The following is a 26,156-nucleotide window of genomic DNA, read 5'->3' as shown; positions in this document are numbered from 1 at the left end:
CCGGAGCACCTGCGTGGTGCCCGCGATCCTCGTTCACCACCCCGAAGGGCCGGAACCACCATGACTTCCACCCACGCCTTCTGGCTCGCCGGCCGCCAGGCCACCGGCGAGGACAGCTTCGACGTCACCAACTCCTGGGACGGCCGCCTCGTCGGCACCGTCTCCGTGCCGACCGACGCCCAGGTCGAGGAGGCCGTCGCCGCCGCGTACGCGGTCCGCGAGGAGTTCGCCGCGACCCCGGCGCACGTCCGCGCCGCCGCCCTCGACCACGTCGTGCGACGGCTCGCGGAGCGCACCGAGGAGATCGCCCAGCTGATCTCCGCCGAGAACGGCAAGCCCGTCAAGTGGGCGCGCGGCGAGGTCGGCCGGGCCGTCTCCGTCTTCCGCTTCGCCGCCGAGGAGGCCCGTCGCTTCAACGGCGGGGACGCCCAGCGGCTGGACACGGACGCCGGCGGCACCGGCCGGCTCGGGTTGACCCGGCGCTTCCCGCGCGGCCCCGTCCTCGGCATCGCGCCCTTCAACTTCCCGCTCAACCTGAGCGCCCACAAGGTCGCCCCGGCCATCGCCGTCGGTGCGCCGATCATCCTCAAGCCCGCACCGGCCACCCCGATCTCGGCCCTGATCCTCGGCGAACTGCTGGCCGAGACCGACCTCCCGGCCGGCTCCTGGTCCGTCCTGACCGTGCCCAACGACAAGATGCCCGCCCTCGTCCGGGACGAGCGGCTGCCGGTCATCTCCTTCACCGGTTCCGGACCCGTCGGCTACTCGATCATGGAGTCGGTGCCCCGCAAGCACTGCACCCTGGAGCTCGGCGGCAACGGCGCGGCGGTCGTCCTCGGCGACTACTCCTCCGAGCAGGACCTGGACTGGGCCGCGTCCCGCATCGCGACCTTCTCCAACTACCAGGGCGGCCAGTCCTGCATCTCGGTACAGCGCGTCATCGCCGACGCCTCCGTGTACGACCGGCTCGTCCCGAAGATCGTCGCCGCGGTCGAGGCGCTGGTGACGGGCGACCCCTCCGACGCGGCCACCGACGTCGGCCCGCTCGTCAGCGAGGACGCCGCACGCCGCGTCGAGTCCTGGGTCGACGAGGCCGTGGCGGCCGGCGCCGAGCTGCTCACCGGTGGCCGGCGCGACGGCGCCACCTACGCCCCGACGGTCCTCGCCGACCTTCCCGGCACCGCGAAGATCGCCCGCGAGGAGGTCTTCGGCCCGGTCATGTACGTACAGCGGACCGACGGCGAGGCCGAGGCGTTCGCCGCCGTCAACGACTCCCCGTACGGCCTGCAGGCCGGTGTCTTCACCCACGACCTGCAGACCGCCTTCCGCGCCCACCGCGCCCTGGAGGTCGGCGGCGTGGTCATCGGCGACGTCCCCTCCTACCGCGCCGACCAGATGCCCTACGGCGGCGCCAAGCAGTCCGGAGTGGGCCGCGAGGGCGTGCGCTACGCGATGGAGGACTACACCTACGAGCGGGTCCTCGTCCTCACCGGCCTGGCCCTGTAGCCACGCCCCGCGAACGGACCGGCCGGAGCCCGCTGTGCGGGGGCTCCGGCCGCTTCCGTACCCCCGCGGGGGCCTCTCGCAGGGTGGTGGGGGCGGCGTGGATCGGGTAGATACGGACAGGTGGTACCGATCGGCACGCGTACGGCCCGACCCCTACCCCGACTCGCGGCGAGGTGAGCCCTCATGTCCGCCCCATCCGACACCCCCCAGGCCCCCAGAGTCACCGAGCGCGAAGCGCGGCAGGTGGCCGAGGCCGCCCGCGAACAGGACTGGCGCAAGCCGAGTTTCGCCAAGGAGCTCTTCCTCGGCCGCTTCCGGCTCGACCTGATCCACCCCCACCCGGCGCCCGCCGCCGACGACGTACGGCGCGGCGAGGCCTTCCTCGCCCGGCTGCGCGACTTCTGCGAGACCCGGGTCGACGGCGCCCTCATCGAGCGCGAGGCCAGGATCCCCGACGAGGTGGTGAACGGCCTCAAGGAGCTCGGCGCGCTCGGCATGAAGATCGACACCCGGTACGGAGGCCTGGGGCTGACCCAGGTCTACTACAACAAGGCCCTGGCGCTGGCCGGTTCCGCCAGTCCCTCGATCGGCGCCCTGCTCTCCGCCCACCAGTCCATCGGCGTCCCCCAGCCGCTGAAGATGTTCGGCACCCAGGAGCAGAAGGACGCCTTCCTGCCCCGCCTCGCCCGCACCGACATCTCGGCCTTCCTCCTCACCGAGCCCGATGTCGGCTCCGACCCGGCCAGGCTCGCGACCACGGCCGTGCCGGACAGCGAGGGAGACTACGTCCTGGACGGTGTGAAGCTCTGGACCACCAACGGCGTCGTCGCCGACCTGCTCGTCGTCATGGCCCGGGTCCCGGAGTCCGCGGGCCACAAAGGCGGCATCACGGCCTTCGTCGTCGAGGCGGACTCGCCAGGCATCACGGTGGAGCACCGCAACGCCTTCATGGGCCTGCGCGGCATCGAGAACGGCGTGACCCGCTTCCACGGGGTGCGGGTGCCCGCCGCCAACCGGATCGGCCCCGAGGGCGCCGGTCTCAAGATCGCCCTGACCACGCTCAACACCGGCCGCCTCTCGCTGCCCGCCATGTGCGTGGGCGTCGGCAAGTGGTCCCTGAAGATCGCCCGCGAGTGGTCGGCGGCGCGCGAGCAGTGGGGCAGAGCGGTCGCCCGGCACGAGGCGGTCGGCGCGAAGATCTCCTTCATCGCAGCGACCACCTTCGCCCTGGAGGCGGTCGTCGACCTCTCCTCGCAGATGGCCGACGAGAGCCGCAACGACATCCGCATCGAGGCGGCCCTCGCCAAGCTGTACGGCTCCGAGATGGGCTGGCTGATCTCCGACGAGCTGGTCCAGATCCGCGGCGGACGCGGCTTCGAGACCGCCGCCTCGCTCGCCGCCCGCGGCGAACGCGCCGTCCCCGCCGAGCAGATGCTCCGCGACATGAGGATCAACCGGATCTTCGAGGGCTCCACGGAGATCATGCACCTGCTGATCGCCCGTGAGGCCGTCGACGCCCACCTCAAGGTCGCCGGGGACATCATCGACCCGGACAAGCCGCTTTCCGACAAAGCCAGGGCGGGCGCCAACGCCGCCGGTTTCTACGCACGCTGGCTCCCGAAGCTGGTCAGCGGACCGGGACAGCTCCCCAGCTCCTACGGCGAGTTCCGCGTACCCGGGCACCCCGACCTCTCCACCCACCTGCGCTACGTCGAACGCTCGGCCCGCAAACTCGCCCGCTCGACCTTCTACGCCATGTCCCGCTGGCAGGGCCGCATGGAGACCAAGCAGGGCTTCCTCGGCCGGATCGTCGACATCGGCGCCGAACTCTTCGCCATGAGCGCCGCCTGCGTCCGCGCCGAACACCTGCGCGCGGGCGACGACCACGGCCGCGAGGCCTACCAACTCGCCGACGTCTTCTGCCGGCAGTCCCGCATCCGCGTCGAGGAACTCTTCAACCGGCTGTGGTCCAACACCGACGACATCGACCGGCGCGTGGTCGACGGCGTCCTGTCGGGCACCTACACCTGGCTCGAGGAGGGCGTCCTCGACCCCAGCGGCGAAGGCCCCTGGATCGCCGACGCCACCCCCGGCCCGGCCACCGGGGAGAACGTCCACCGCCCCATCCGCTGAACCGCCGCCCACGCGGGGCGCGTCCACTGCCTGGACGTGCCCCGCAGACGTGGCCGCCGCACGGCAGGATGGGCGCCCGTGACCGTCATCCACATCCCCGGCTCCAAGTCCGTCACCGCCCGCGCCCTGTTCCTGGCCGCCGCGGCGGACGGCACCACCACCCTCCTGCGGCCCCTGCACTCGGACGACACCGAGGGGTTCACCGAAGGCCTGACCCGCCTCGGATACGCAGTGGCACGGGAGCCGGACCGCTGGCACATCGAAGGTCGCCCCGCCGGCCCCGCCGTCAACGAGGCCGAGGTCCACTGCCGGGACGGGGCCACCACCGCCCGCTTCCTGCCGACGCTCGCCGCCGCCGCGGCCACCGGCAGTTACCGCTTCGACGCCTCCGCCCAGATGCGCCGCCGGCCCCTGGCCCCGCTCACCGAGGCCCTGCGCACCCTCGGCGTCGACCTGCGCCACGAGGGAGCCGAGGGCCACCACCCGCTGCGCATCGAGGCGTCCGGCGTGAAGGGCGGCGAACTCACCCTGGACGCGGGGGAGTCGTCCCAGTACCTCACCGCCCTGCTCATGCTCGGACCGCTCACCGCCGAGGGGCTCCGGATCGACGTCACCGAACTGGTCTCGGCGCCGTACATCGAGATCACCCTCGCCATGATGCGCGGCTTCGGTGCCGACGTCGTCCGGGAGGGGAACACCTTCACCGTCGCGCCCACCGGCTACCGCGCCACCACCTACGCCGTCGAGCCCGACGCCTCCACCGCCTCGTACTTCTTCGCGGCCGCGGCCCTCACCGGTCGCGAGGTCACCGTCCCCGGCCTCGGTACCGGCGCGCTCCAGGGCGACCTGCGCTTCACCGAGGTGCTGCGCCGCATGGGAGCCGAGGTGCGCACCACGGCCGCGGCCACGACCGTGCGGTCGTCCGGCAGGCTCTCGGGCCTCACCGTCAACATGCGTGACATCTCCGACACGATGCCCACCCTCGCCGCGATCGCGCCGTTCGCCTCCTCCCCGGTACGCATCGAGGACGTCGCCAACACCCGGGTGAAGGAGTGCGACCGCCTGGAGGCCTGTGCCGAGAACCTGCGCAACATGGGCATCACCGTGCGCACCGGCCACGACTGGATCGAGATCCACCCCGGCACCCCGCGCCCCACCGAGATCGCCACGCACGGCGACCACCGCATCGTCATGTCGTTCGCGGTCGCGGGGCTGCGCGCGCCCGGCATGAGCTACGACGACCCGGGCTGCGTACGCAAGACGTTCCCGGACTTCCACGGGGAGTTCGGGCGGTTCGCGGCCGGGAGCGCCGGCCGGTAGGGACCCGCGCTCCCCGGCGGTGCGGGCCGCGGGACCCGCCGGGGCCTGACCCGGGAACGGGCCGTCGCACGGGCGAAGTGCCGCCAGGAGGAGCCCGCCCCGCAGCCCGCCTCCGCGGACGGGGCCCACGTGGCCGCGGCATACCGTCCGGCCGTCCTCCACGGGAGGGGGAGCTGAAGCCGTACCAGTACCCCACCGTCCTGCGGTCCGGCGCCACCACGCTCGCCTTCCGCGGGGAGATCCCGGGCACGAAGGACACCGGCGGGCATCCCGCAGGAGGTGACGGCCCCGCGGTGGAGGAGATCGCGTGCCGGCCGCGCCTGACGTACGTGCCGACCGGGACGCCGTGTCCTCGCGCACAGCCGGTGCGGCGACAATGGGGCCCATGAGCGACAGCCCCGCACCCCTCGCCGACCCGCATCTCGTCTTCGACGCCGCGCAAGGCCGCCGGGATCTGGTGATCCTCGGCTCCACCGGGTCCATCGGCACCCAGGCCATCGACCTGGTGCTCCGCAACCCCGACCGCTTCCGCGTCACCGCGCTCTCCGCCGCGGGAGGCCGGGTCGGCCTCCTCGCCGACCAGGCACGGCGGCTGCGGGTGCGGACCGTGGCGGTCGCCGACCCGGACAAGGCCCCCGCCCTGCGCGAGGCCCTGCGCGAGCGTTACGGAGCGGGGGAACCGCTCCCCGCCGTCCTGGCCGGCCCCGACGCCGCCGCGGAACTCGCGGCGAGCGACTGCCACACCGTGCTGAACGGCATCACCGGCTCGATCGGTCTCGCCCCCACGCTCGCCGCGCTGAGGGCGGGCCGCACCCTCGCCCTCGCCAACAAGGAGTCGCTGATCGTCGGCGGCCCGCTGGTGAAGGGCCTGGCCGCCCCCGGGCAGATCATCCCGGTCGACTCCGAGCACGCCGCGCTGTTCCAGGCGCTCGCCGCGGGTACCCGCGCCGACGTGCGCAAGCTCGTCGTGACCGCCTCCGGCGGGCCGTTCCGCGGACGCACCCGGAGCGAGCTGGCCGACGTGACCCGCGAGCAGGCCCTGGCGCACCCCACGTGGGCGATGGGCCCCGTCATCACGGTCAATTCGGCGACGCTCGTCAACAAGGGCCTGGAAGTCATCGAGGCGCACCTCCTCTACGACATCCCGTTCGACCGCATCGAGGTCGTGGTCCACCCCCAGTCGTACGTTCACTCGATGGTGGAGTTCACCGACGGCTCCACCCTCGCCCAGGCGACCCCGCCCGACATGCGGGGCCCCATCGCCATCGGTCTGGGCTGGCCCGAGAGGGTCCCGGACGCTGCACCCGCTTTCGACTGGACGACGGCCTCCAGCTGGGAGTTCTTCCCGTTGGACACCGAGGCGTTCCCCTCCGTCGGGCTCGCACGGCACGTGGGTGCGCTGGGCGGCACCGCCCCGGCGGTGTTCAACGCCGCCAACGAGGAGTGCGTGGAGGCGTTCCTGGCGGGACGGCTGCCTTTCAACGGCATCATGGATACGGTCACCACGGTGGTGGCCGAACACGGCACCCCTGCCACGGGAACTTCACTGACGGTCGCGGACGTCCTCGAAGCGGAGACCTGGGCCCGGTCCCGGGCCCGGGAGCTCTCGGCGGAAGCGACAGCGGAGGCGCACGCATGAGTATGACGACGATCCTGATGACGGTCCTGGGGATCGCCATCTTCGCCGTGGGTCTGCTGTTCTCGATTGCCTGGCACGAACTCGGCCACCTCTCGACCGCCAAGCTCTTCGGCATCCGGGTGCCCCAGTACATGGTCGGCTTCGGTCCGACGATCTGGTCGCGGAAGCGGGGCGACACCGAGTACGGCATCAAGGCCATCCCGGCGGGCGGCTACATCCGGATGATCGGCATGTTCCCGCCCGGTCCCGACGGCAGGCTCGAAGCACGCTCCACCTCACCCTGGCGGGGCATGATCGAGGACGCCAGGTCGGCCGCCTTCGAGGAACTGCAGCCGGGCGACGACTCACGCCTCTTCTACACGCGCAAGCCCTGGAAGCGCGTGATCGTGATGTTCGCCGGGCCCTTCATGAACCTGGTGCTCGCCGTCGCGATCTTCATGGGCGTGGCGATGACCTTCGGTTTCCAGACCCAGACCACCGAGGTCGCGGGCGTCCAGAAGTGCGTGATCGCGCAGAGCGAGAAGCGCGACGCCTGCAAGGCCTCCGACCCGGTCTCGCCCGCCCGGGCCGCCGGGCTCCGCGAGGGCGACACGATCGTCGCCTTCGACGGACAGCGGATCGACGACTGGGCCACCCTCTCGGACAGGATCCGGCAGACCATCGGCCCGGCCACCATCACCGTGCGGCGGGACGGCCGGGAACAGACCCTGAACGCCGTACTCAAGAAGAACGCCGTCGCCGAGAAGAACTCCGACGGCGAGGTCGTCCCCGGCAAGTACGTCAGCGCCGGCTACCTCGGCTTTGCCGCCAAGACGGAGATCCTTCCGCTGTCCTTCGGCGACTCGGTCGTCCGCATGGGGGACATGATCGAGAACGGCGTCGATTCGATCATCGCCCTGCCCTCCAAGATCCCCGACCTGTGGAACGCGGCGTTCAGCGACGGCGAGCGCGCCGACGACTCGCCGGTCGGCGTGGTGGGCGCGGCCAGGATCGGCGGCGAGGTGATGAACCTCGACGTCCCGGCGCAGAACCAGATCGCGATGATGCTGTTCCTGCTGGCCGGCTTCAACCTCTCGCTGTTCCTCTTCAACATGCTGCCCCTGCTGCCGCTGGACGGCGGGCACATCGCCGGCGCGCTCTGGGAATCGCTGCGCCGCACCGTGGCCCGGGTCTTCCGGCGGCCCGACCCCGGCCCGTTCGACGTGGCCAAGCTCATGCCGGTCGCCTACGTCGTCGCCGGCGTCTTCATCTGCTTCACGCTCCTCGTCCTCGTCGCGGACATCGTGAACCCGGTGAAGATCACCTGACGTCTCACCCGTTCCACGGGAAGCGGCCGGTCACACGGATGGCGTCCGGCCGCCCGCCAAGCGGCGGTTCCGAGGACGGTGGTGCGCCCGGATTTCCTCCGGTGCCGTAACCTCGAAACCCGGAGTCCGCCCTTCTCGGGACCTCGATCCACACCGATCCACACCTTGGGGATGCTCAGCGCATGACTGCGATTTCTCTCGGAATGCCGGCCGTTCCGACCAAGCTCGCCGACCGACGGGTCAGCCGTCAGATCCAGGTCGGGTCGGTGGCGGTCGGTGGGGACGCACCGGTGTCGGTGCAGTCGATGACGACGACGCGTACGTCGGACATCGGTGCGACGTTGCAGCAGATCGCGGAGCTGACGGCGTCGGGGTGCCAGATCGTGCGGGTGGCGTGTCCGACCCAGGACGACGCGGACGCGCTGGCGACGATCGCGAGGAAGTCGCAGATCCCGGTGATCGCGGACATCCACTTCCAGCCGAAGTACGTGTTCGCGGCGATCGACGCGGGATGCGCGGCGGTGCGGGTGAACCCGGGGAACATCAAGCAGTTCGACGACAAGGTCAAGGAGATCGCGAAGGCCGCGGGGGACGCGGGCACGCCGATCCGGATCGGCGTGAACGCGGGCTCGCTGGACGCGCGGCTGCTGAGGAAGTACGGCAAGGCGACGCCGGAGGCGCTGGTGGAGTCGGCGCTGTGGGAGGCGTCGCTGTTCGAGGAGCACGGGTTCCGGGACATCAAGATCTCGGTGAAGCACAACGACCCGGTCGTGATGGTGAACGCCTACCGTCAGCTGGCCGCGCAGTCCGACTACCCGCTGCACCTCGGTGTGACGGAGGCCGGTCCGGCGTTCCAGGGGACGATCAAGTCCGCGGTGGCGTTCGGGGCGCTGCTGTCGGAGGGGATCGGGGACACGATCCGGGTCTCGCTGTCGGCTCCGCCGGCGGAGGAGGTCAAGGTCGGTCTGCAGATCCTCGAGGCGCTGAATCTGAAGCAGCGGCGTCTGGAGATCGTGTCGTGCCCGTCCTGCGGGCGGGCGCAGGTGGATGTGTACAAGCTCGCGGACGAGGTGAGCGCGGGCCTGGAGGGCATGGAGGTCCCGCTGCGCGTCGCCGTGATGGGCTGTGTCGTGAACGGTCCCGGTGAGGCCCGTGAGGCCGATCTGGGGGTGGCCTCGGGCAACGGCAAGGGCCAGATCTTCGTGAAGGGCGAGGTCATCAAGACCGTCCCGGAGTCGAAGATCGTGGAGACCCTCATCGAGGAGGCCCTGAAGATCGCCGAGCAGATGGAGAAGGACGGCATCGCCTCCGGCGAGCCCCAGGTCTCGATCGCGGGCTGACTTCTCCCTGCCCTACGGTGCCCCGCAGGACCCCGAGATCCACCCACGGTCCCGCGGGGCACCGCTGTGTCCGGAGCCGGTGCCGGGCTCGGGTCACCGTCGTGGGCGCGTGCCGTGCCCGTCATGGGGCTCCCGCTGCGCGTCTTCCCTCCCCGTCCCACGGGTCATCGCCGTGTCCGTGCCGGTGCCGGTCTCAGGGGCACCGTCGTGCGCGCGGGCCGTGTCCGCCTCACGGGTCACCGCGGTGTGCCTTCCGTCCCCGTCCCGCGGGGCACCGCTGTGTCCGGAGCCGGTGCCCGTCTCCCGGGTCACCGTCGTGGGCGTCCCGTACCCGTCCCGCAGGTCACCGCCGTGTACGGGGAGGATGTCACCCTCGCGGGCGGCGTCGTCCAGGCTTGTTCGGTACAGTGCGGAAATCAGCAGACCGTATGGTGAGGCCCCCTAGTGTTGACGCAGACCACTACCCGGGTCCTCGACCCCGGCGAGCTCCCCGCCGCGCTCGCCATTCTCGAGAGCGAACCCGTGGACAACGCGTTCGTGACGTCCCGCGTGCAGATCGCCGGGCTCGACCCCTGGCGCCTGGGCGGCGAGATGTGGGGCTGGTACGCCGACGGACGGCTGACGTCGCTCTGCTACTCCGGCGCCAACCTGGTCCCGATCTGCGCCACACCGGAAGCCGTCAGGGGCTTCGCCGACCGGGCCCGGCGGGCCGGCCGCCGCTGCTCGTCCATCGTCGGCCCGGCCGGCCCGACCGCCCAGCTGTGGCGCCTGCTCGAACCGAGCTGGGGGCCGGCCCGCGAGGTCAGGCCGAACCAGCCGCTCATGGTCACCGAGAGCCCCTCCGCCGAGGTCGCGCCCGACCCCCTCGTACGCCGGGTCCGCAAGGACGAGATGGACATCCTCATGCCCGCCTGCGTGGCCATGTTCACCGAGGAGGTCGGCATCTCCCCGCTGGCCGGTGACGGCGGGCTGCTCTACCAGGCGCGGGTCGCCGAGCTGATCGCCGCCGGCCGCTCCTTCGCCCGCATAGAGGACGGCGAGGTCGTCTTCAAGGCGGAGATCGGCGCCGCGACCTCCCGCGCCTGCCAGATCCAGGGCGTCTGGGTCGCACCCGCGCACCGCGGGCGCGGTCTCTCCGAGAGCGGCATGGCGGCCGTCCTGCGGTACGCGCTGGCCGATGTGGCCCCCGTCGTCAGCCTGTACGTGAACGACTACAACACCGCGGCACGCAGGGCCTACAGCCGCGTCGGCTTCCGGGAGACCGGTGCGTTCATGAGCGTGCTGTTCTGACCGCGGGACCCGGCCAGTAGGGTTCCGGCATGGCAGCAGCAACCCCCGCATCCCCCAGGGGCTCCGGGGCCCCCGGCATCCTGGTCGGACCGATCGACCTCGCCGCCCGTGTCGACGAGGCGCTGGACGTGCAGGCCCGCGCCTTCGGCCTCACCCAGGACGAGATCGACGTGCGCCGCCATATCGTCCTCAGACACCTCGACCACCCGCGGGCCCGAGCCCTCGGCGCGACCACCGCCGCCGGACGGCTCGTCGGGTTCGTCTACGGGCTCCCGAACGACCGTGCCCACTGGTGGTCCACGGTCGTCGAGCCGTACCTCCGCGCCACCGGCTCGCAGGCCTGGCTCGACGACTCGTTCGTGATCACCGAACTCCACGTCCACCCGGACTTCCAGCAGCGCGGCATCGGCCGGAACCTGATCACCACCATCACGGACGCCGTCGACCAGCCCCGTTCCATCCTCTCCGCGATCGACACCGACAGCCCGGCCCGGGACCTGTACCGGTCGCTCGGCTACCAGGACCTGGCCCGGCAGGTGCTCTTCCCCGGAGCCCCGAAGCCGTACGCGGTGATGGGCGCGCCCCTTCCGCTCCGCCGCTGAGCGCCCCTTCACCCCGGCGCCGGGCGATATGGATTTCCGCCCGCGCGGGGCGCCCGGCTAACCTCGGGCCATCACCCTTGCGAGCAGGAGTTCATCATGGCCCAGGTCCAGCGCATGTCCCGATTGATGATCAAGACACTGCGCGACGACCCGGCGGACGCCGAGACGCTCAACCACAAGCTCCTCGTCCGGGCCGGATACGTACGTCGCACCGCAGCCGGCATCTGGACCTGGCTCCCGCTCGGCAAGAAGGTCCTGGAGAACGTCACCCGCGTCGTCCGCGAGGAGATGGACGCCATCGGCGGCCAGGAGGTGCTGCTGCCCGCGCTGCTGCCCAAGGAGCCCTACGAGGCCAGCGGCCGGTACGACGAGTACGGCGACCTGCTGTTCAGGCTCCAGGACCGCAAGGGCAGCGACTACCTCCTCGGCCCCACCCACGAGGAGATCTTCACCCAGGTCGTCAAGGACATGTGCTCGTCCTACAAGGACCTGCCCGTGATCCTCTACCAGATCCAGACCAAGTACCGCGACGAGGCCCGCCCCCGCGCCGGTGTGCTGCGCGGCCGCGAGTTCCAGATGAAGGACTCGTACTCCTTCGACACCACGGACGAGGGCCTCGTCGAGGCGTACCAGCTGCACCGCGCCGCCTACATCCGGATCTTCGAGCGCCTCGGCCTCGACCACCGCATCGTCTCGGCCGTCTCCGGAGCCATGGGCGGCTCCGCCTCCGAGGAGTTCCTCGCCCCGGCGCCCGCCGGCGAGGACACCTTCGTCGACTGCCCGAACTGCGACTACGCCGCCAACACCGAGGCCGTGACCTACAAGGCCACCGCAGCGGACGCCTCGGCGGCCGGCCCCGTCGAGGAGCTCGACACCCCCGACACCCCCACCATCGAGACCCTCGCTGCCCACCTCGGTGTCCCGGCCTCCGCCACCCTGAAGAACCTCCTGGTCAAGGTCGACGGCGAGATCGTGGCCGTGGGCGTGCCCGGCGACCGTGAGGTCGACCTCGGCAAGCTCGGCGAGCACCTCGCCCCGGCCGTCGTCGAGCTGGTCACCGCCGAGGACTTCGTGGGCCGCCCCGACCTGGTGCGCGGCTACGTCGGCCCGCAGGGCCTGGAGAAGGTCCGCTACATCGCCGACCCCCGCGTCGCCCCCGGCACCGCCTGGATCACCGGCGCCAACAAGGAGAACACGCACGCGAAGAACGTCGTCGCGGGCCGGGACTTCGAGGTCGACGACTACCTCGACGTCGTCGTCGTCGAGGCGGGCGACCCCTGCCCCAACTGCGGCGCCGGGCTCCAGGTGGACCGCGCGATCGAGATCGGCCACATCTTCCAGCTGGGCCGCAAGTACGCCGACATCTTCGCCCTCGACGTCCTCGGCCAGCAGGGCAAGCCCGTCCGCGTCACCATGGGCTCCTACGGCATCGGCGTCTCGCGCGCCGTGGCCGCGCTGGCCGAGCAGACCGCGGACGAGCAGGGCCTGTGCTGGCCCCGCGAGGTCGCGCCGGCCGACGTCCACGTCGTCGCCGCGGGCAAGGTGCTCCAGACGGAACTGGCCCTCGACGTGGCCGAGAAGCTGAACGCCGCCGGTGTCCGGGTCATGGTCGACGACCGCGCGGGCGTCTCGCCCGGTGTGAAGTTCACCGACGCCGAGCTGATCGGCATCCCGAAGATCCTCGTCGCTGGCCGCCGCTCCGCCGAGGGCGTCCTGGAGCTGAAGGACCGTCGCACGGGCGAGCGCGAGGAGCTCACCGTCGACGAGGCGGTCGCCCGCCTGACCGCCCGGGTCTGAACCGGACGGCGGAGGCCCCCACGCGCTCGCGTGGGGGCCTCCGCCATGACGGACGGTCCGGACTCGCCCTCTCAGAGCCAGCCCGCGAACTCCAGCGAGAGTTCGCCGTCCTGGCGGCGGCCCGCCGCCAGCGCGCGTGTGCCGGACTCCACGGCCCGGAACAGCGTCCAGCCGCGCAGCCGCGCCTGGTCCACCTCCAGGGAGTCCGCGAGCTTCCTGATCCGGCGGCGGGCGGTCGCCGCACCGCCGGGCGAGGCGATCAGGTCCTCGACCCGGTCGCGTACGAGCCGCGCGAGGTCGTACGCGCGCTCGCCCACCAGGGGCTCCGGGCCGACCGCGAGCCACGGGGACCGTTCGCCCAGGAGCACCTTGCTCTGCCGGAAGTTGCCGTGCAGCAGTAGGAGTTCCGGGGCGTACGCGACCAGTTCCGCGCGGGCCGCCAGGGCCTCGGAGACCAGGGTCTCCAGCGCCGGATCAGCCGCGGCGGCGGCCAGCATCGGCCCGGCCTGCCGGCCGGTGCGCTCCTCGACGGACTCGTAGGGATGACCGGGCGGGGGCTCGACCCACAGGCGCCGCACCGTGCCCGCCGCCTCCAGCAGGGCCTTGGCATCGGGCAGGGAGCGCAGGGACACCTCGTGGTGCAGCCGCTCCAGCAGCAGGGCGCCCTCGGGCACCGCGCCGTCCCCGGACGCCAGGAGCCGCACCGCGCCCCAGCCGTCCCACTGCGTGAGAGCCGCCCGTTCCAGGGCGGGGGCGGCACCGGCGGGCGCGATCTTCAACACGGCGGGTGTGCCGTCCCGGTGGTGCACCAGGAGGACGAGGCTGCTGCGTCCGCCGGGCGCGACCACCCGGTCCACGGCGACGTCGTGTCCCACCGCCGACAGTGCTTCCCCGGTGAGCGCGGGGAGCCTGCCCAGCCAGTCGGCGGCGGCCGCTTCCCCGTACGTCTCGCCGAGCGCGCGCACCAGACGCTGCGGCGGTTCGAAACCCATACCTGCCTTGTTCCCTTTCACGGCTGTTTCAGGGCGTGACGCCGGCGGCGCCTGCCTCCGCCGTGGTGTCCGGCGGATGTGCTCCGGCCTTCTCGGCCAGCCCCGGAAAGGCTACGCCGCTGCCGCGCCAGCGCACGGCGCGCACGGCGGCCTCCCGCAGCGCCCCCGCGGCCTCCTGCCTGAGCGGACCCCGGGCTGCCCGTACGAGGTCGGAGTAGACGCCCGCGACCCGGTCCTCCAGTACGGCGGCGAGCCGCATGGCGCTCGCCGGGTCGCGCACCGCGAACGGCAGGGCGTACGCCGCGTCCGCCGCCACGGGCCTGCCTCCCAGGCCGCCCACCGTCCGCACCAGCGCGTCACGCCGCGCCCGGTGCCCGGCGTGGGCGGCGGCCGCGTCGGCGCGCCGGGCGCCCTCCAGACGGCCGCCCAGCGCACCGTACCCGTACACAGCGGCGTGCTCGGCGGCGAGTGCGGCCTGGGCGGCGCGCAGCGGCCCCGACGCGTCGGCGTCCTGTCCGGCCCCTTGCGTCATGACGAGGTCTCCTTGGCCAGTTCGGTCAGCAGGTACGCGTGGACGGCACCGGCCGCGGCGATCGAGGCCAGCAGGCGGGCCAGTTCCGGTTCGGCGTCCAGCAGGGTCCTGGCGCGGTCGTCGGCCAGGGCCCGTTCCGCGGCGGCCAGTTCCCTGAGCGCCGTCCTCGCGTCGCCGGCGGGCGCCGGGTCGCCGGGCGCGGGCGGGGCGGCCTTCGCGGGCGCGCCCAGTGCCGTGGCGTGCTCGCGCACGGCGGCGCTCAGGGGCGCGAGACCGGCCGCCGTCGCCGGGTGGGCGGACGCGACCCGTTCGTACCGGGTGAGCAGTGCGGCGCTGGCGCGGGCGGCGGCCGCCCGGAGCGCCTTCCGGTCCCGGACCGAGGCCGTCCGGGCATCGGCGCCGACCGGTTTCCGCCGGTCCTCCGCCTCCCCGCCGTCGCCGCAACCGGTCAGTACCGCGCCCAGGGCGAGCGCTCCCGTCGTCGTCAACGCACCCCTGCGCGTCGTCCCCGTGCGCCGCACTTGTCTCCTTCGGGCCGCATTATGACGGTTTCTGTCGCGAAGTGATCACTGCAGGCGAGCGTACCCGCGTCCGGGCAGGAGGCGGACGGCAACACCCCTGCGGACCGGATACCCTTTGACCTGACACGCGACGATCCCCACAACAGCACACGCGGCCGAGGAGTCACCCGGATGAGCACCACCGAGAGCGAGAGGCTGCGCGGGCTGCTCGAACCGCTCGTCAGCGCCAATGAGCTGGACCTCGAGGAGATCGAGGTCTCCCGGGCAGGCCGCCGCCGGGTGCTGCGGGTCGTGGTGGACTCCGAGGACGGCGTGGAGCTCGACGCCTGTGCCGAGCTGAGCCGCACCCTCTCCGAGACGCTCGACGCGACCGACGCGATGGGCGAGGGCGAGTACGTCCTGGAAGTGAGCTCTCCGGGCGCGGAGCGCCCGTTGACCGAGCACCGCCACTACGTACGGGCCATCGGCCGGCTGGCCGGACTGACGCTCAACGACGGCGGGGAACTGGTCGCCCGCATCCTCGGGGTCGACGACGAGGGACTGGACCTCGAGGTGCCGGGCGTCAAGGGCCGCAAGCCCACGGCGCGCCGCGTGGCCTTCGGTGACATCGCCAAGGCCCGCGTGGAGATCGAATTCAACCGCAAGGACAAGAAGGAAGAGGAGGCGTAGCCGTGGACATCGATGTGAAGCTTCTGAAGGGCTTGGCGCAGGACAAGGAGATCCCCTTCGACGTGCTCGTCGGGGCGATCGAGTCGGCCCTCCTCATCGCGTACCACCGCACCGAGGGCAGCCACCGCCGTGCGCGGGTGGAGCTGGACGCCGGCGGCCACGTCACGGTGTGGGCGAAGGAGGACCCGGCCGACCTCGAGGAAGGCCAGGAGCCCAAGGAGTTCGACGACACCCCGTCCGGTTTCGGCCGTATCGCCGCGACCACTGCCAAGCAGGTCATCCTGCAGCGGCTGCGCGACGCCGAGGACGACCGGACGTTCGGCGAGTACGCGGGCCACGAGGGCGACGTCGTCACCGGCGTCGTCCAGCAGGGCAAGGACCCGAAGAACGTCCTGGTCGACATCGGCAAGCTGGAGGCGATCCTGCCGGTCCAGGAGCAGGTGCCGGGCGAGGAGTACACCCACGGCCTGCGGCTGCGCACCTACGTCGTCCGGGTGGCCAAGGGTGTGCGCGGCCCCTCCGTGACGCTGTCACGCACCCACCCGAACCTGGTGAAGAAGCTCTTCGCGCTGGAGGTCCCGGAGATCGCGGACGGCTCGGTCGTCATCGAGGCCATCGCACGCGAGGCCGGCCACCGCACCAAGATCGCCGTACGCTCCACCCGCGCCGGCCTGAACCCCAAGGGCGCCTGCATCGGCCCGATGGGCAGCCGTGTGCGCAACGTCATGGCGGAGCTGCACGGCGAGAAGATCGACATCGTGGACTGGTCCGACGACCCCGCCGAGATGGTGGCCAACGCACTGTCACCCGCCCGGGTGAGCAAGGTGGAGGTCGTGGACCTCGGCGCCCGTTCCGCCCGGGTCACGGTCCCCGACTACCAGCTGTCGCTGGCCATCGGCAAGGAGGGCCAGAACGCCCGCCTCGCCGCCCGGCTCACCGGCTGGCGCATCGACATCCGCCCGGACACCGAGACCGACGCCGAGCGGGAGACGGCCGACCGCGAGCGGGCCGAGCGTGCCCGGGAGCGCGCGGAGCGCGGCTGACCCGGACGCCGGACCCCGGGGCGGCCTGCCCCGGGGAGGGTACGAAGGAATAGATCGAGGCGCGATGCCGCTGAGATCACGACAACATCCGTTCGATTTCTGCCCCGCAGGGGTGAGGTCGGTGCGGGGAGGTAGACTTAGCCGTGTCTGGCCGGACGCACGCCCGCGCTTGCCCCGAGCGAACCTGTGTGGGATGCCGGGAGCGGGCGGCCAAGAGCGAACTGCTGCGCACCGTGGTGGACGAGGGAGAGGTCGTCCCTGATCCACGCGGTACGCTGCCCGGCCGGGGTGCGCATCTGCACCCCGCCTCCGTCTGTCTCGACCTGGCGGTCCGCCGCCGGGCATTCCCCCGGGCCTTCAAGGCCAAGGGGCCGTTCGGCACCGCGGCACTGCAGCGGTTCGTCGAGCGGGTGACACAGCAGGAAAAGTGAACGGCACGGGTCCCCGTGCGGTCAGGTACCTCGCGAGTTGGAAGTAGGTCGAGATTGCGATGAGCACTCGATGAGTACGCGATGAGTACGCCCATGAAGTAGCGACGGTCCGGCGGTAACCCGGACCTAAAAGGAGCGAAGTGGCTAAGGTCCGGGTATACGAACTCGCCAAGGAGTTCGGCGTCGAGAGCAAGGTCGTCATGGCCAAGCTCCAAGAACTCGGTGAATTCGTCCGTTCGGCGTCCTCGACGATCGAGGCGCCGGTTGTACGCAAGTTGACCGACGCACTGCAGGGGCCCGGCGGCAACGCCGGCAAGTCCGCTGCGAAGCCTGGCGCGCCTCGCAAGGCCGCGCCCGCGAAGCCCGCAGCGCCCTCCCCGGCCGCTGCGGCACGTCCCGCTGCCCCGAAGCCCGGCGCACCGGCCCCCAAGCCGGCCGCGGCCGAGACCCCGGCGAGCAGCACCCCCGCGGCACCCTCCGTCGGCCCGCGTCCGGGCCCGAAGCCCGCGCCGAAGCCGGCCCCGGTCACTCCGGTGCCCGCCGCCGAGTTCTCGGCGCCGGCCCCGGCCCAGCAGCCGGCCGCACCCCAGCAGGCCCCGCGTCCCGCGGGTGCCACCCCGGGTCCCCGCCCCGCCCGTCCGGCTCCGGCCGGCGGTCAGCGTGACGGCGGCCGTGACGGTGGCCAGCGCGACGGCGGCCGTGGTGGCGAGCGTGGCGGCGAGCGACCCGCACGTCCCGCCGGCCAGGGCGCACCGCGACCTGGCGGCTCCCGTCCGGCCGGACCCCGTCCGGGCAACAACCCCTTCACCTCCGGCGGCTCCACCGGTATGGCGCGCCCCCAGGCGCCCCGTCCCGGCGGTGCCCCGCGCCCCGGCGGCGGTCAGGAGCGCCCCGGCGCCCCGCGCCCGCAGGGTGGTCCCGGCGGCGCCCCGCGCCCGCAGGGTCAGGGTGGCGCACGTCCTTCCCCCGGCGGCATGCCCCGCCCGCAGGCCCCCCGTCCGGGCGGTGCCCCCTCGGGTAACCGTCCGAACCCGGGCATGATGCCGCAGCGTCCCGCCGCGGGTCCGCGTCCCGGCGGTGGCCCCGGTGGCGGCGGCCGTGGTCCCGGTGCCGGCGGCGGTCGCCCCGGTGGCGGCGGCGGTCGTCCCGGTGGCGGCGGCTTCGCAGGCCGTCCGGCCGGTCCTGGTGGCGGCGGTGGCGGCTTCGCAGGCCGTCCCGGTGGTCCCGGTGGCGGTGGCGGCGCAGGCCGTCCCGGCGGTGGCGGTGGCTTCGGCGGCCGTCCCGGCTTCGGTGGACGTCCCGGCGGCCCGGGTGCCCGTGGTGGCACACAGGGTGCGTTCGGCCGTCCCGGCGGTCCCGCGCGTCGTGGCCGTAAGTCGAAGCGGCAGAGGCGCCAGGAGTACGAGGCCATGCAGGCCCCGTCGGTCGGCGGCGTCATGCTGCCCCGCGGCAACGGACAGGCCGTCCGGCTGTCGCGCGGTGCCTCCCTCACCGACTTCGCGGAGAAGATCAACGCCAACCCGGCGTCGCTCGTCGCCGTGATGATGAACCTCGGCGAGATGGTCACCGCGACGCAGTCCGTCTCCGACGAGACGCTGAAGCTTCTCGCCGACGAGATGAACTACGTCCTCGAGATCGTCAGCCCCGAGGAGGAGGACCGCGAGCTGCTCGAGTCCTTCGACATCGAGTTCGGCGAGGACGAGGGTGGCGAGGAGGCCCTGGTCTCCCGCCCGCCGGTCGTGACCGTCATGGGTCACGTCGACCACGGTAAGACCCGGCTGCTGGACGCGATCCGCAAGACGAACGTCGTCGCGGGCGAGGCCGGCGGTATCACGCAGCACATCGGTGCGTACCAGGTCTCCTCCGAGGTCAACGGCGAGGACCGCCGTATCACCTTCATCGACACCCCGGGTCACGAGGCGTTCACCGCCATGCGTGCCCGTGGTGCGAAGTCCACCGACATCGCGATCCTCGTGGTGGCGGCGAACGACGGTGTGATGCCCCAGACGATCGAGGCGCTGAACCACGCCAAGGCGGCCGACGTGCCGATCGTGGTCGCGGTCAACAAGATCGACGTCGAGGGTGCCGACCCGACCAAGGTGCGCGGTCAGCTCACCGAGTTCGGTCTGGTGGCCGAGGAGTACGGCGGCGACACGATGTTCGTCGACATCTCCGCCAAGCAGGGCCTCAACATCGAGGCACTGCTGGAGGCCGTCGTCCTCACCGCCGACGCCTCGCTCGACCTGCGGGCCAACCCGGAGCAGGACGCGCAGGGTATTGCGATCGAGTCCCACCTCGACCGCGGCCGCGGTGCCGTCTCGACCGTCCTCGTCCAGCGCGGCACGCTGCGCATCGGTGACACGATGGTCGTCGGCGACGCGTACGGCCGTGTCCGGGCGATGCTCGACGACAACGGCAACAACGTCCAGGAAGCGGGTCCCTCGACCCCCGTCCTGGTACTGGGTCTCACCAACGTGCCGGGTGCCGGCGACAACTTCCTGGTCGTCGACGAGGACCGTACGGCCCGTCAGATCGCCGAGAAGCGTGCCGCCCGTGAGCGCAACGCCAACTTCGCCCGCAAGGGCGTCCGGTTCTCCCTGGAGAACCTGGACGAGGCGCTCAAGGCCGGTCTGGTCCAGGAGCTCAACCTCATCATCAAGGGCGACGCGTCCGGTTCGGTGGAGGCTCTCGAGTCCTCGCTGCTCCAGCTCGACGTCGGTGAAGAGGTCGACATCCGGGTCCTGCACCGCGGTGTGGGTGCGGTCACCGAGTCGGACATCAACCTGGCGACCGGTTCCGACGCCATCGTGATCGGCTTCAACGTGCGCGCCGCAGGGCGTGCCGAGCAGATGGCCGAGCGCGAGGGCGTGGACGTCCGGTACTACTCGGTCATCTACCAGGCGATCGAAGAGATCGAGGCGGCCCTCAAGGGCATGCTCAAGCCGGAGTACGAAGAGGTCGAGCTCGGCACGGCGGAGATCCGCGAGATCTTCCGCTCGTCCAAGCTGGGCAACATCGCCGGTGTGCTGGTCCGCTCCGGCGAGGTCAAGCGCAACACCAAGGCGCGCCTGCTGCGCGATGGCAAGGTCATCGCGGAGAACCTCAACATCTCCGGTCTGCGACGCTTCAAGGACGACGTCACCGAGATCCGCGAAGGCTTCGAGGGCGGTATCAACCTCGGGAACTTCAACGACATCAAGATCGACGACGTCATCGCGACGTACGAGATGCGCGAGAAGCCGCGAGGCTGATCCACGGGGAGGGCCGGGGGGTGACTCCCGGTCCCTCCTTCGAGGAGGTCGGGGCCGGTCGACGGGTCGTATTTCCGTCGATCGGCCCCGGCCGTTCCGTGTACGGTTCTGGTGTCCCCGCCAAGCGATGGCGGGGACACGACCCCGAACCGGCGGGACATCCGGACACACATGTATGTGGGGACTCTGTCCTTCGACCTGCTCCTCGGCGACGTACGGTCGCTGAAGGAGAAACGCTCCGTCGTCCGCCCGATCGTCGCCGAGATCCACCGCAGGTTCGGGGTGAGCGTCGCGGAGACGGGCGACCAGGACCTCTACCGCAGGGCCGAGATCGGTCTTGCCGTGGTCTCCGGGGACACCGGACACCTCACAGACGTACTCGACCGGTGCGAACGCATGATCGCGAACCGGCCTGAGGTGGAGCTGCTGTCCGTACGACGGCGGCTGCACAGCGACGAAGACGATGGCTAAGAAGGAGACGGACCAGTGGCCGACAACGCGCGGGCAAAGAAACTGGCGGACCTCATCCAGGTGGTGGTCGCCGAGAAACTGCAGCGCGGTATCAAGGACCCGCGTCTGGGAACGCACGTGACCATCACGGACACCCGTGTCACCGGCGACCTGCGGGAGGCCACGGTCTTCTACACGGTCTACGGCGACGACGAGGAGCGGGCGAGCGCGGCCGCCGGTCTGGAGAGCGCCAAGGGCGTCCTGCGCTCGGCGGTCGGCGCGGCGGCGGGGACGAAGTTCACGCCCACCCTGTCCTTCGTGGCGGACGCCCTGCCGGACAACGCCAAGGCGATCGAGGACCTGCTCGACCGGGCACGCGCCTCGGACGCCAAGGTCCGCGAGGCGTCCTCCGGCGCTGCCTACGCCGGTGACGCGGACCCGTACCGCAAGCCCGAGGACGACGAGTCCGACGAGAACGACGAGGGTTCGCCGTCCGCATGACGCAGAACAAGCAGAACAGGACGCCGGACGGCCTTGTCATCGTCGACAAGCCGTCCGGCTTCACTTCGCATGACGTCGTGGCCAAGATGCGCGGTATCGCCCGCACCCGCAGGGTCGGCCACGCCGGCACGCTGGACCCGATGGCCACCGGCGTCCTGGTGCTCGGCGTCGAGAGGGCGACCAAGCTGCTCGGCCATCTCGCACTGACCGAGAAGGAGTACCTCGGTACGATCCGGCTCGGTCAGGACACCGTCACCGACGACGCGGAGGGCGAGATCACCTCGTCCACCGACGCCTCGGGCGTGACGCGCGAGGGCATCGACGCCGGGGTCGCCGCGCTGACGGGCGCGATCATGCAGGTGCCGTCCAAGGTCAGCGCCATCAAGATCGACGGCAAGCGTTCGTACGCCCGGGTGCGGGGCGGCGAGGAGTTCGAGATCCCGGCCCGCCCGGTGACCATTTCCTCCTTCCGCGTCTACGACGTCCGCGAGGCCGTCGCCGAGGACGGCACGCCCGTGGTCGACCTGGTCGTCTCGGTCGTCTGCTCCTCGGGGACGTACATCCGGGCGCTGGCCCGGGACCTCGGCGCCGGGCTCGGCGTCGGTGGGCATCTGACCGCGCTGCGGCGCACCCGGGTCGGCCCGTACGGGCTCGACGCCGCCAGGACGCTGGAGCAGCACCAGCAGGAGCTGACCGTGATGCCGGTGGCCGAGGCGGCCGCCTCCGCGTTCCCCCGGTGGGACGTGGACGAGAAGCGGGCCAGGCTGCTGCTCAACGGTGTACGGCTGGACATGCCGACGTGTCCGCCGGGGCCGGTCGCGGTCTTCGGGCCCGACGGGACGTTCCTCGTGCTGGTCGAGGAGCAGAAGGGCAAGGCCAAGAGCCTCGCCGTCTTCGCCTGACGCCTGACGCCAGCCCCGTACAGCCGCCCCACCGTGGAGCGGGCAGTCCCCCCGATGCCCGCTCCACGATTCCCCTCCGTCCGCCATCCCTGTCCAGGAATACCGGCGCTTTCACCCCATTGGACGGGCGCTCGGAGTGACTGGGGGGTGTGTGGGGGGCGCGTTCGCCGTGCACGTTACGCGTGCCGATCATCCGGGACCTACCGTCTATGCATGGGCAGCGGGGACCGGTCGACACTGGTGAGGATCTGCGACGGGGCCGGCCGGCCGCGGGGGACCGGGTTCGTCGCGGACGACCGCGGCACGGTACTCACCTGCCATCAGGCCGTCGCCCCGGCCGCGGGCGTGGTGCTGCACACGGCGGACGGCCGCAGCCGCGCCCTCGGCCCCGACGACATCACCGCCCTGCCGGAGTCCGGCCTCGCCCTGCTCCGCACCGGCGGGCCCGGGATCCTGGACGTGGAACCGCTCCCCATCGCCGTACGCGACCGGATCGAGACGGGCACGTACGTGCGGATCGCCGCCCACGGTCTGCGGGAGGCGCGGGTGCTCGGGACGACGCCGGCCACGTACACGGAGGGTGGGCGCGACCACGCGCTGGGGGCGGCGCTCGAGCTCGCCCTCGGCACGGACGGGCGCGACGCGGTGCGCTCGGGCGGGGCAGCCGTCGGCGGACCGGTGACCGATCCGCGCACGGGTGCCGTCCTCGGGGTCCTCTCCACCGCGCTGCGCGCCGGGCACGACGCTGCCGGGCTCGCGGTGCCGATCACCGCCGGGGCGGGCCACGGGCCACTGGACGAGCTGCTGCGGCGCAACGCCCACAGCGTCCCCGGGTACGGAGGCGATCTCAACCTCGCCGGAGCACTGCAGCTGACCGCCACGTCGCTCGGCCACCCGGGGCGTCCGGACGGTGTGGAGCCGGTGGAACGCCCGCACGTCGGTGCCGAGTTCACTGCCTTCGACACGGCTACGGGCTCCGTGCTCGGTCTGGTCGGCGGGCCCGGGACGGGCCGCACCACCGAGCTGGCCGAGCTGGCCGCCCGCCGGGCCCGCGGCGCCGTACCCGCGCTCACGCTCTGGCTGCGCGGGGCCGACCTGCTGGCCGAGGACACCTGCGTGGCCGACGCGATGGCACGGGTGCTCCGCCGCTCCGCGCGGATCGTCGCCGCCGCCGGCGCACCGGGCGACATGACGACGGCCACCCCCGAGCGGGTCGCCGCCCTCGCCGCCGCGTCCGGCAACCCGCTGCTGGTCGTGGTGGACGGACCGGAGGAGATGCCGCCGCTGCTCGCCCACCGGCTCGTCGCGTGGACCGGGGGGACGGCCGGGTGGCTTCGCTCCCACGGTGCGCGGATGGTCGTCGCCTGCCGCCCCGAACACTGGGAGACCGCGGGGGCCCTGTATCCCCCCGGCGCTCTGCACGTCCCGGAGCGGCCCGCCCGGGGGCTGCCGCCCGCCGTCCGGCTCGGCGACCTGACCGCCGCGCAGGCCGAACGGGCCAGGGAGCGGTACGGCATCCCGCCGGGGATGCTCGCACCCGGACACGACCGGCACCCCCTCACGCTGCGCCTGCTCGCCGGGGTCCGGGAGGCGCTGCCGCCCGACGTTCCCGGCCGGCCGGGCACGGAAGAGGTCTTCTCCGCCCACCTGGACCTCACGTGTGTGCGGATCGCCGTCCGCGTCGGGGCCCAGGCCGAACCCCGGCTGCGGGGGACGGCCGTCCGCAGACTGGCGGCGAAGGTGGCCGGCCGGGTCCACGAGGCGGCCCGGCGCTGCCTCGGGCCCGGCCAGGGTGAGCTGGACAGGGCGGCCTTCGAGGAGATCTTCCCGTGGCGTACGGGGTGGGCCTCGGCCGTCCTCACCGAGGGCCTGCTGGTCCCGGCGGGTGCCGGATACCGCTTCGCCGACGAGGAGCTGGGCGACTGGCTGCAGGGCGCCCACCTGGATCTGGACGCCGCGCTGCGGTCGCTGGTCCACCGCTGGCACGCGGAGGACGGGCCGGGGCAGGACGGGCCGGGCGGGCAGGACACGGCGGCGTGGTCACTCGCCGCGCCGGACCGGGCGGGCCCCGCGGTGCCGGTGCGGCCGCCGACGGCCGGGCGGGTGCGCCCGGCGGAGCTGACGGGCCCGGTGACCGTCGCGGGCCCCGAGGAGCCGGGAGAGCCGTGCGCTCCGGCGGAGCCCCGCAACCTTCCCGTACCGCGTCACCGCATCGGCCCGGTGATCCAGGCGATGCTCCTGCTGGAGCGCCGCCGGGGGAGCGCCGCGCCGGCCCACCGCATGGCCGACCTGATCGGGGCGATGGACCGCCTGTCGGCCGGCCGGGGCGGCCCCCCGTCCGGCCGGCGCGCCGACGCGGCCTGGTGGGCGGCCCACCTGCTCCGTGAGAGCCTGCTGCGCGTGCCCGACGCGCTGCCCTACCTCGGCGTGCTGCGCGTGCTCGCCGGCCGGATCACCCGGCGCTCCCGGGACGGCCGGGGGCCCGGGGCGCTCGGACCGTACGCCGCCTTCGGCCCCTGGTTCTGGCGGCGCATCCGGCTTCCGGAGGCGGACCGCCTCGACCTCCTGCGCCGGCTCGTGCCCGCCGACGGTGCCCCGCGCCCCGGCGGGGAGGAGCGCTACCTCGACGCCGTGGCCCGGCGCCTCACCGCCTGCCCCCGCGCCGTCCAGCCCCTGCTCTGCCGCTGGTTCACCGACGAGACCCCGCTGCACGCCGAGGACGGCGCGGGGATGCGGCTCACCGTGGCGGCGGCCGCCCAGGCCCTGTTGTACGCCCGCCGTGACCTCGCGGTCGACGACCTGACGGAGGCGCTCGTCGACACGGCGCATCGGCGCGCCGCCGAAGTCCTCGCCGCCCTCGCCGAGGACGAGCCGTCCGCGCTCTGCCGGGCCGTCGACCGCTGGGCCCGGGACGAGGAGCGGCCCGAACGCCGCGCAGCCGCCGCCGTCCACGCCACGCTGACCGCGGACCTCGCCCTCCCGGAGGACGACCGTGCCCTGCTGCGCGGCGCCGCACTCACTCTGCTCGCCCGCCCGGGGGACGCGGTCCTGCACGCCCAGGCGCTCACCCTCCTCGTCCGGGACCCGCGGACCGGTGGGCGCCATCTGCCCCAGGCCCTGCGGGTCTTCGCCGCCGGTGATCCGCGCCTGCCCGTGGCCCTGCTGGCCGAGGTGTTCGCCGAGTATCCGGAGCCGGTGCTCGCCGCGCTGCACGCCCGGCTGTCGCTGCCCGGGGAACCCGCCGACGACATCCTGCGGGAGCTGGCGGGCATGGACGCCCCCGCCCTGGCCCTGCACGCCCCCGGCCTCCTGCGGCAGTACGTCGACACCCACCCGGACGCCGGGGCCGCGGACCGGGCGGCCGCGTACGTGGAACGTCGGCTCGAGCACGGCCCCGCCGCCCGCGCGCTGCTGCGGCCCCTGGTGACCGGCCTGTTGCGGGAGCCTCCCGTGCCGCCCCCGGTGCGCGCCGCGCTGGCTCGGGTGTTCTCCGCCCCGGGGAGCGCGGTGTCCCGGCCGGTGCGGGACGAGCTGACGGAGGCGCTGCTGGACTTCGAGCGGGACACCGGCCGGGACCCGGAGGTGCTGGCGGCCCTGCTCCGGGCCGCGGCGACCGGTGCGCAGCGGCGCCCGCAAGCGCGCACGAGGGCCATGGTGCACCGCACCGGGACGCTCCTCGTACGGACGCCCGAGGGGGCCGCGCGCTTCGACCGCGAGCTCGTCGACCTCGCCCGCGAGGTGCCCGGCTTCGCGGCGCTGGTCACCGGGTGGCTGGCCGACGCCCCCCAGGAATGGGCGGTGGTCGTGGGCCCCGGTGCCCGGCGCACGGTGGAGTCCCTGGACGGTCCGCAGCCGGGGATGACGGTGCCGATGCAGGCGGCGGGACGTGAGCATGGCAGTCTTAGACCTGCGTAAGGGACACACACACGT

At 72.8% G+C, this 26,156-nt stretch carries 20 protein-coding genes; 17 read left to right on the top strand and 3 right to left on the bottom strand.

From position 1 onward, the window contains the following. The first annotated feature begins 60 nt into the window (after positions 1–60). From ACH4VO_RS28655 to ACH4VO_RS28615, 9 genes are all read left to right on the top strand, one after another. Positions 61–1,506, top strand: a complete 1,446-nt coding sequence (locus ACH4VO_RS28655) for an aldehyde dehydrogenase family protein (RefSeq protein ID WP_360994571.1) — start codon at positions 61–63, stop codon at positions 1,504–1,506. Positions 1,507–1,689: 183 nt separating this feature from the next. After that, a complete protein-coding gene (locus ACH4VO_RS28650) occupies positions 1,690–3,639 on the top strand; it encodes an acyl-CoA dehydrogenase family protein (protein ID WP_360994569.1) in 1,950 nt (649 codons plus the stop codon). A gap of 78 nt (positions 3,640–3,717) precedes the next feature. Next, positions 3,718–4,959 carry a 3-phosphoshikimate 1-carboxyvinyltransferase gene (aroA, locus tag ACH4VO_RS28645; RefSeq protein ID WP_360994566.1) on the top strand — a complete coding sequence of 414 codons (1,242 nt, stop codon included), beginning with the start codon at positions 3,718–3,720 and terminating at the stop codon, positions 4,957–4,959. Between the two features lie 376 nt (positions 4,960–5,335). After that, on the top strand, positions 5,336–6,598 hold the full coding sequence (gene dxr, locus ACH4VO_RS28640) for a 1-deoxy-D-xylulose-5-phosphate reductoisomerase (protein WP_360994696.1): 1,263 nt from the start codon (positions 5,336–5,338) through the stop codon (positions 6,596–6,598). Further along, on the top strand, positions 6,595–7,905 hold the full coding sequence (locus ACH4VO_RS28635; protein WP_360994563.1) for a site-2 protease family protein: 1,311 nt from the start codon (positions 6,595–6,597) through the stop codon (positions 7,903–7,905). The genes dxr and ACH4VO_RS28635 overlap by 4 nt, the downstream gene beginning before the upstream one ends. Before the next feature lie 182 nt (positions 7,906–8,087). Then, on the top strand, positions 8,088–9,245 hold the full coding sequence (gene ispG / locus ACH4VO_RS28630; protein WP_360994560.1) for a flavodoxin-dependent (E)-4-hydroxy-3-methylbut-2-enyl-diphosphate synthase: 1,158 nt from the start codon (positions 8,088–8,090) through the stop codon (positions 9,243–9,245). Between the two features lie 444 nt (positions 9,246–9,689). Continuing rightward, positions 9,690–10,535: a GNAT family N-acetyltransferase gene (locus tag ACH4VO_RS28625; RefSeq protein ID WP_360994558.1), complete on the top strand. Its 846-nt coding sequence runs from the start codon at positions 9,690–9,692 to the stop codon at positions 10,533–10,535. A gap of 29 nt (positions 10,536–10,564) precedes the next feature. Continuing rightward, positions 10,565–11,137 carry a GNAT family N-acetyltransferase gene (locus tag ACH4VO_RS28620; RefSeq protein ID WP_360994555.1) on the top strand — a complete coding sequence of 191 codons (573 nt, stop codon included), beginning with the start codon at positions 10,565–10,567 and terminating at the stop codon, positions 11,135–11,137. Between the two features lie 96 nt (positions 11,138–11,233). After that, entirely contained in the window at positions 11,234–12,934 is a 1,701-nt protein-coding gene (locus ACH4VO_RS28615) for a proline--tRNA ligase (protein WP_360994552.1), read from the top strand. 71 nt (positions 12,935–13,005) lie between these two features. Here the strand turns inward: ACH4VO_RS28615 and ACH4VO_RS28610 are convergent, their stop codons facing one another. From ACH4VO_RS28610 to ACH4VO_RS28600, 3 genes are read right to left on the bottom strand one after another with little or no spacing between them, the layout of a single operon-like run. Continuing rightward, positions 13,006–13,926 carry an aminoglycoside phosphotransferase family protein gene (locus ACH4VO_RS28610; protein ID WP_360994549.1) on the bottom strand — a complete coding sequence of 307 codons (921 nt, stop codon included), beginning with the start codon at positions 13,924–13,926 and terminating at the stop codon, positions 13,006–13,008. A gap of 28 nt (positions 13,927–13,954) precedes the next feature. Beyond that, positions 13,955–14,458: a ferritin-like domain-containing protein gene (locus ACH4VO_RS28605; protein ID WP_360994546.1), complete on the bottom strand. Its 504-nt coding sequence runs from the start codon at positions 14,456–14,458 to the stop codon at positions 13,955–13,957. Continuing rightward, complete coding sequence (locus ACH4VO_RS28600; protein WP_360994543.1) at positions 14,455–14,979, bottom strand: hypothetical protein; 525 nt, start codon at positions 14,977–14,979, stop codon at positions 14,455–14,457. The genes ACH4VO_RS28605 and ACH4VO_RS28600 overlap by 4 nt, the downstream gene beginning before the upstream one ends. A 171-nt stretch (positions 14,980–15,150) precedes the next feature. On the opposite strand from ACH4VO_RS28600, the gene rimP reads away from it, so the two are divergent. The 8 genes from rimP (at position 15,151) to ACH4VO_RS28560 (ending at position 26,141) form a co-directional block, all read left to right on the top strand. Then, on the top strand, positions 15,151–15,648 hold the full coding sequence (gene rimP / locus ACH4VO_RS28595) for a ribosome maturation factor RimP (RefSeq protein WP_360994542.1): 498 nt from the start codon (positions 15,151–15,153) through the stop codon (positions 15,646–15,648). Positions 15,649–15,650: 2 nt separating this feature from the next. Then, positions 15,651–16,691, top strand: a complete 1,041-nt coding sequence (gene nusA / locus ACH4VO_RS28590) for a transcription termination factor NusA (RefSeq protein WP_360994540.1) — start codon at positions 15,651–15,653, stop codon at positions 16,689–16,691. 143 nt (positions 16,692–16,834) lie between these two features. After that, a complete protein-coding gene (locus ACH4VO_RS28585; protein ID WP_360994537.1) occupies positions 16,835–17,122 on the top strand; it encodes a YlxR family protein in 288 nt (95 codons plus the stop codon). Between the two features lie 140 nt (positions 17,123–17,262). Next, positions 17,263–20,373: a translation initiation factor IF-2 gene (gene infB / locus ACH4VO_RS28580; protein WP_360994534.1), complete on the top strand. Its 3,111-nt coding sequence runs from the start codon at positions 17,263–17,265 to the stop codon at positions 20,371–20,373. Positions 20,374–20,544: 171 nt separating this feature from the next. Then, positions 20,545–20,844: a DUF503 domain-containing protein gene (locus tag ACH4VO_RS28575; protein WP_069170401.1), complete on the top strand. Its 300-nt coding sequence runs from the start codon at positions 20,545–20,547 to the stop codon at positions 20,842–20,844. A gap of 15 nt (positions 20,845–20,859) precedes the next feature. Beyond that, positions 20,860–21,324 carry a 30S ribosome-binding factor RbfA gene (gene rbfA / locus ACH4VO_RS28570; protein ID WP_360994530.1) on the top strand — a complete coding sequence of 155 codons (465 nt, stop codon included), beginning with the start codon at positions 20,860–20,862 and terminating at the stop codon, positions 21,322–21,324. Then, positions 21,321–22,226 carry a tRNA pseudouridine(55) synthase TruB gene (gene truB, locus ACH4VO_RS28565; RefSeq protein ID WP_360994527.1) on the top strand — a complete coding sequence of 302 codons (906 nt, stop codon included), beginning with the start codon at positions 21,321–21,323 and terminating at the stop codon, positions 22,224–22,226. The genes rbfA and truB overlap by 4 nt, the downstream gene beginning before the upstream one ends. Before the next feature lie 213 nt (positions 22,227–22,439). Then, a complete protein-coding gene (locus tag ACH4VO_RS28560) occupies positions 22,440–26,141 on the top strand; it encodes a serine protease (protein ID WP_360994524.1) in 3,702 nt (1,233 codons plus the stop codon). Positions 26,142–26,156: the final 15 nt, after the last annotated feature.

It is taken from the genome of Streptomyces sp. NPDC020780 (assembly GCF_044334475.1).
Classification (GTDB): domain Bacteria; phylum Actinomycetota; class Actinomycetes; order Streptomycetales; family Streptomycetaceae; genus Streptomyces.
The sequence above is the reverse complement of the archived record's forward strand: the minus strand, read 5'-3'. Positions and strand labels throughout refer to the sequence as shown.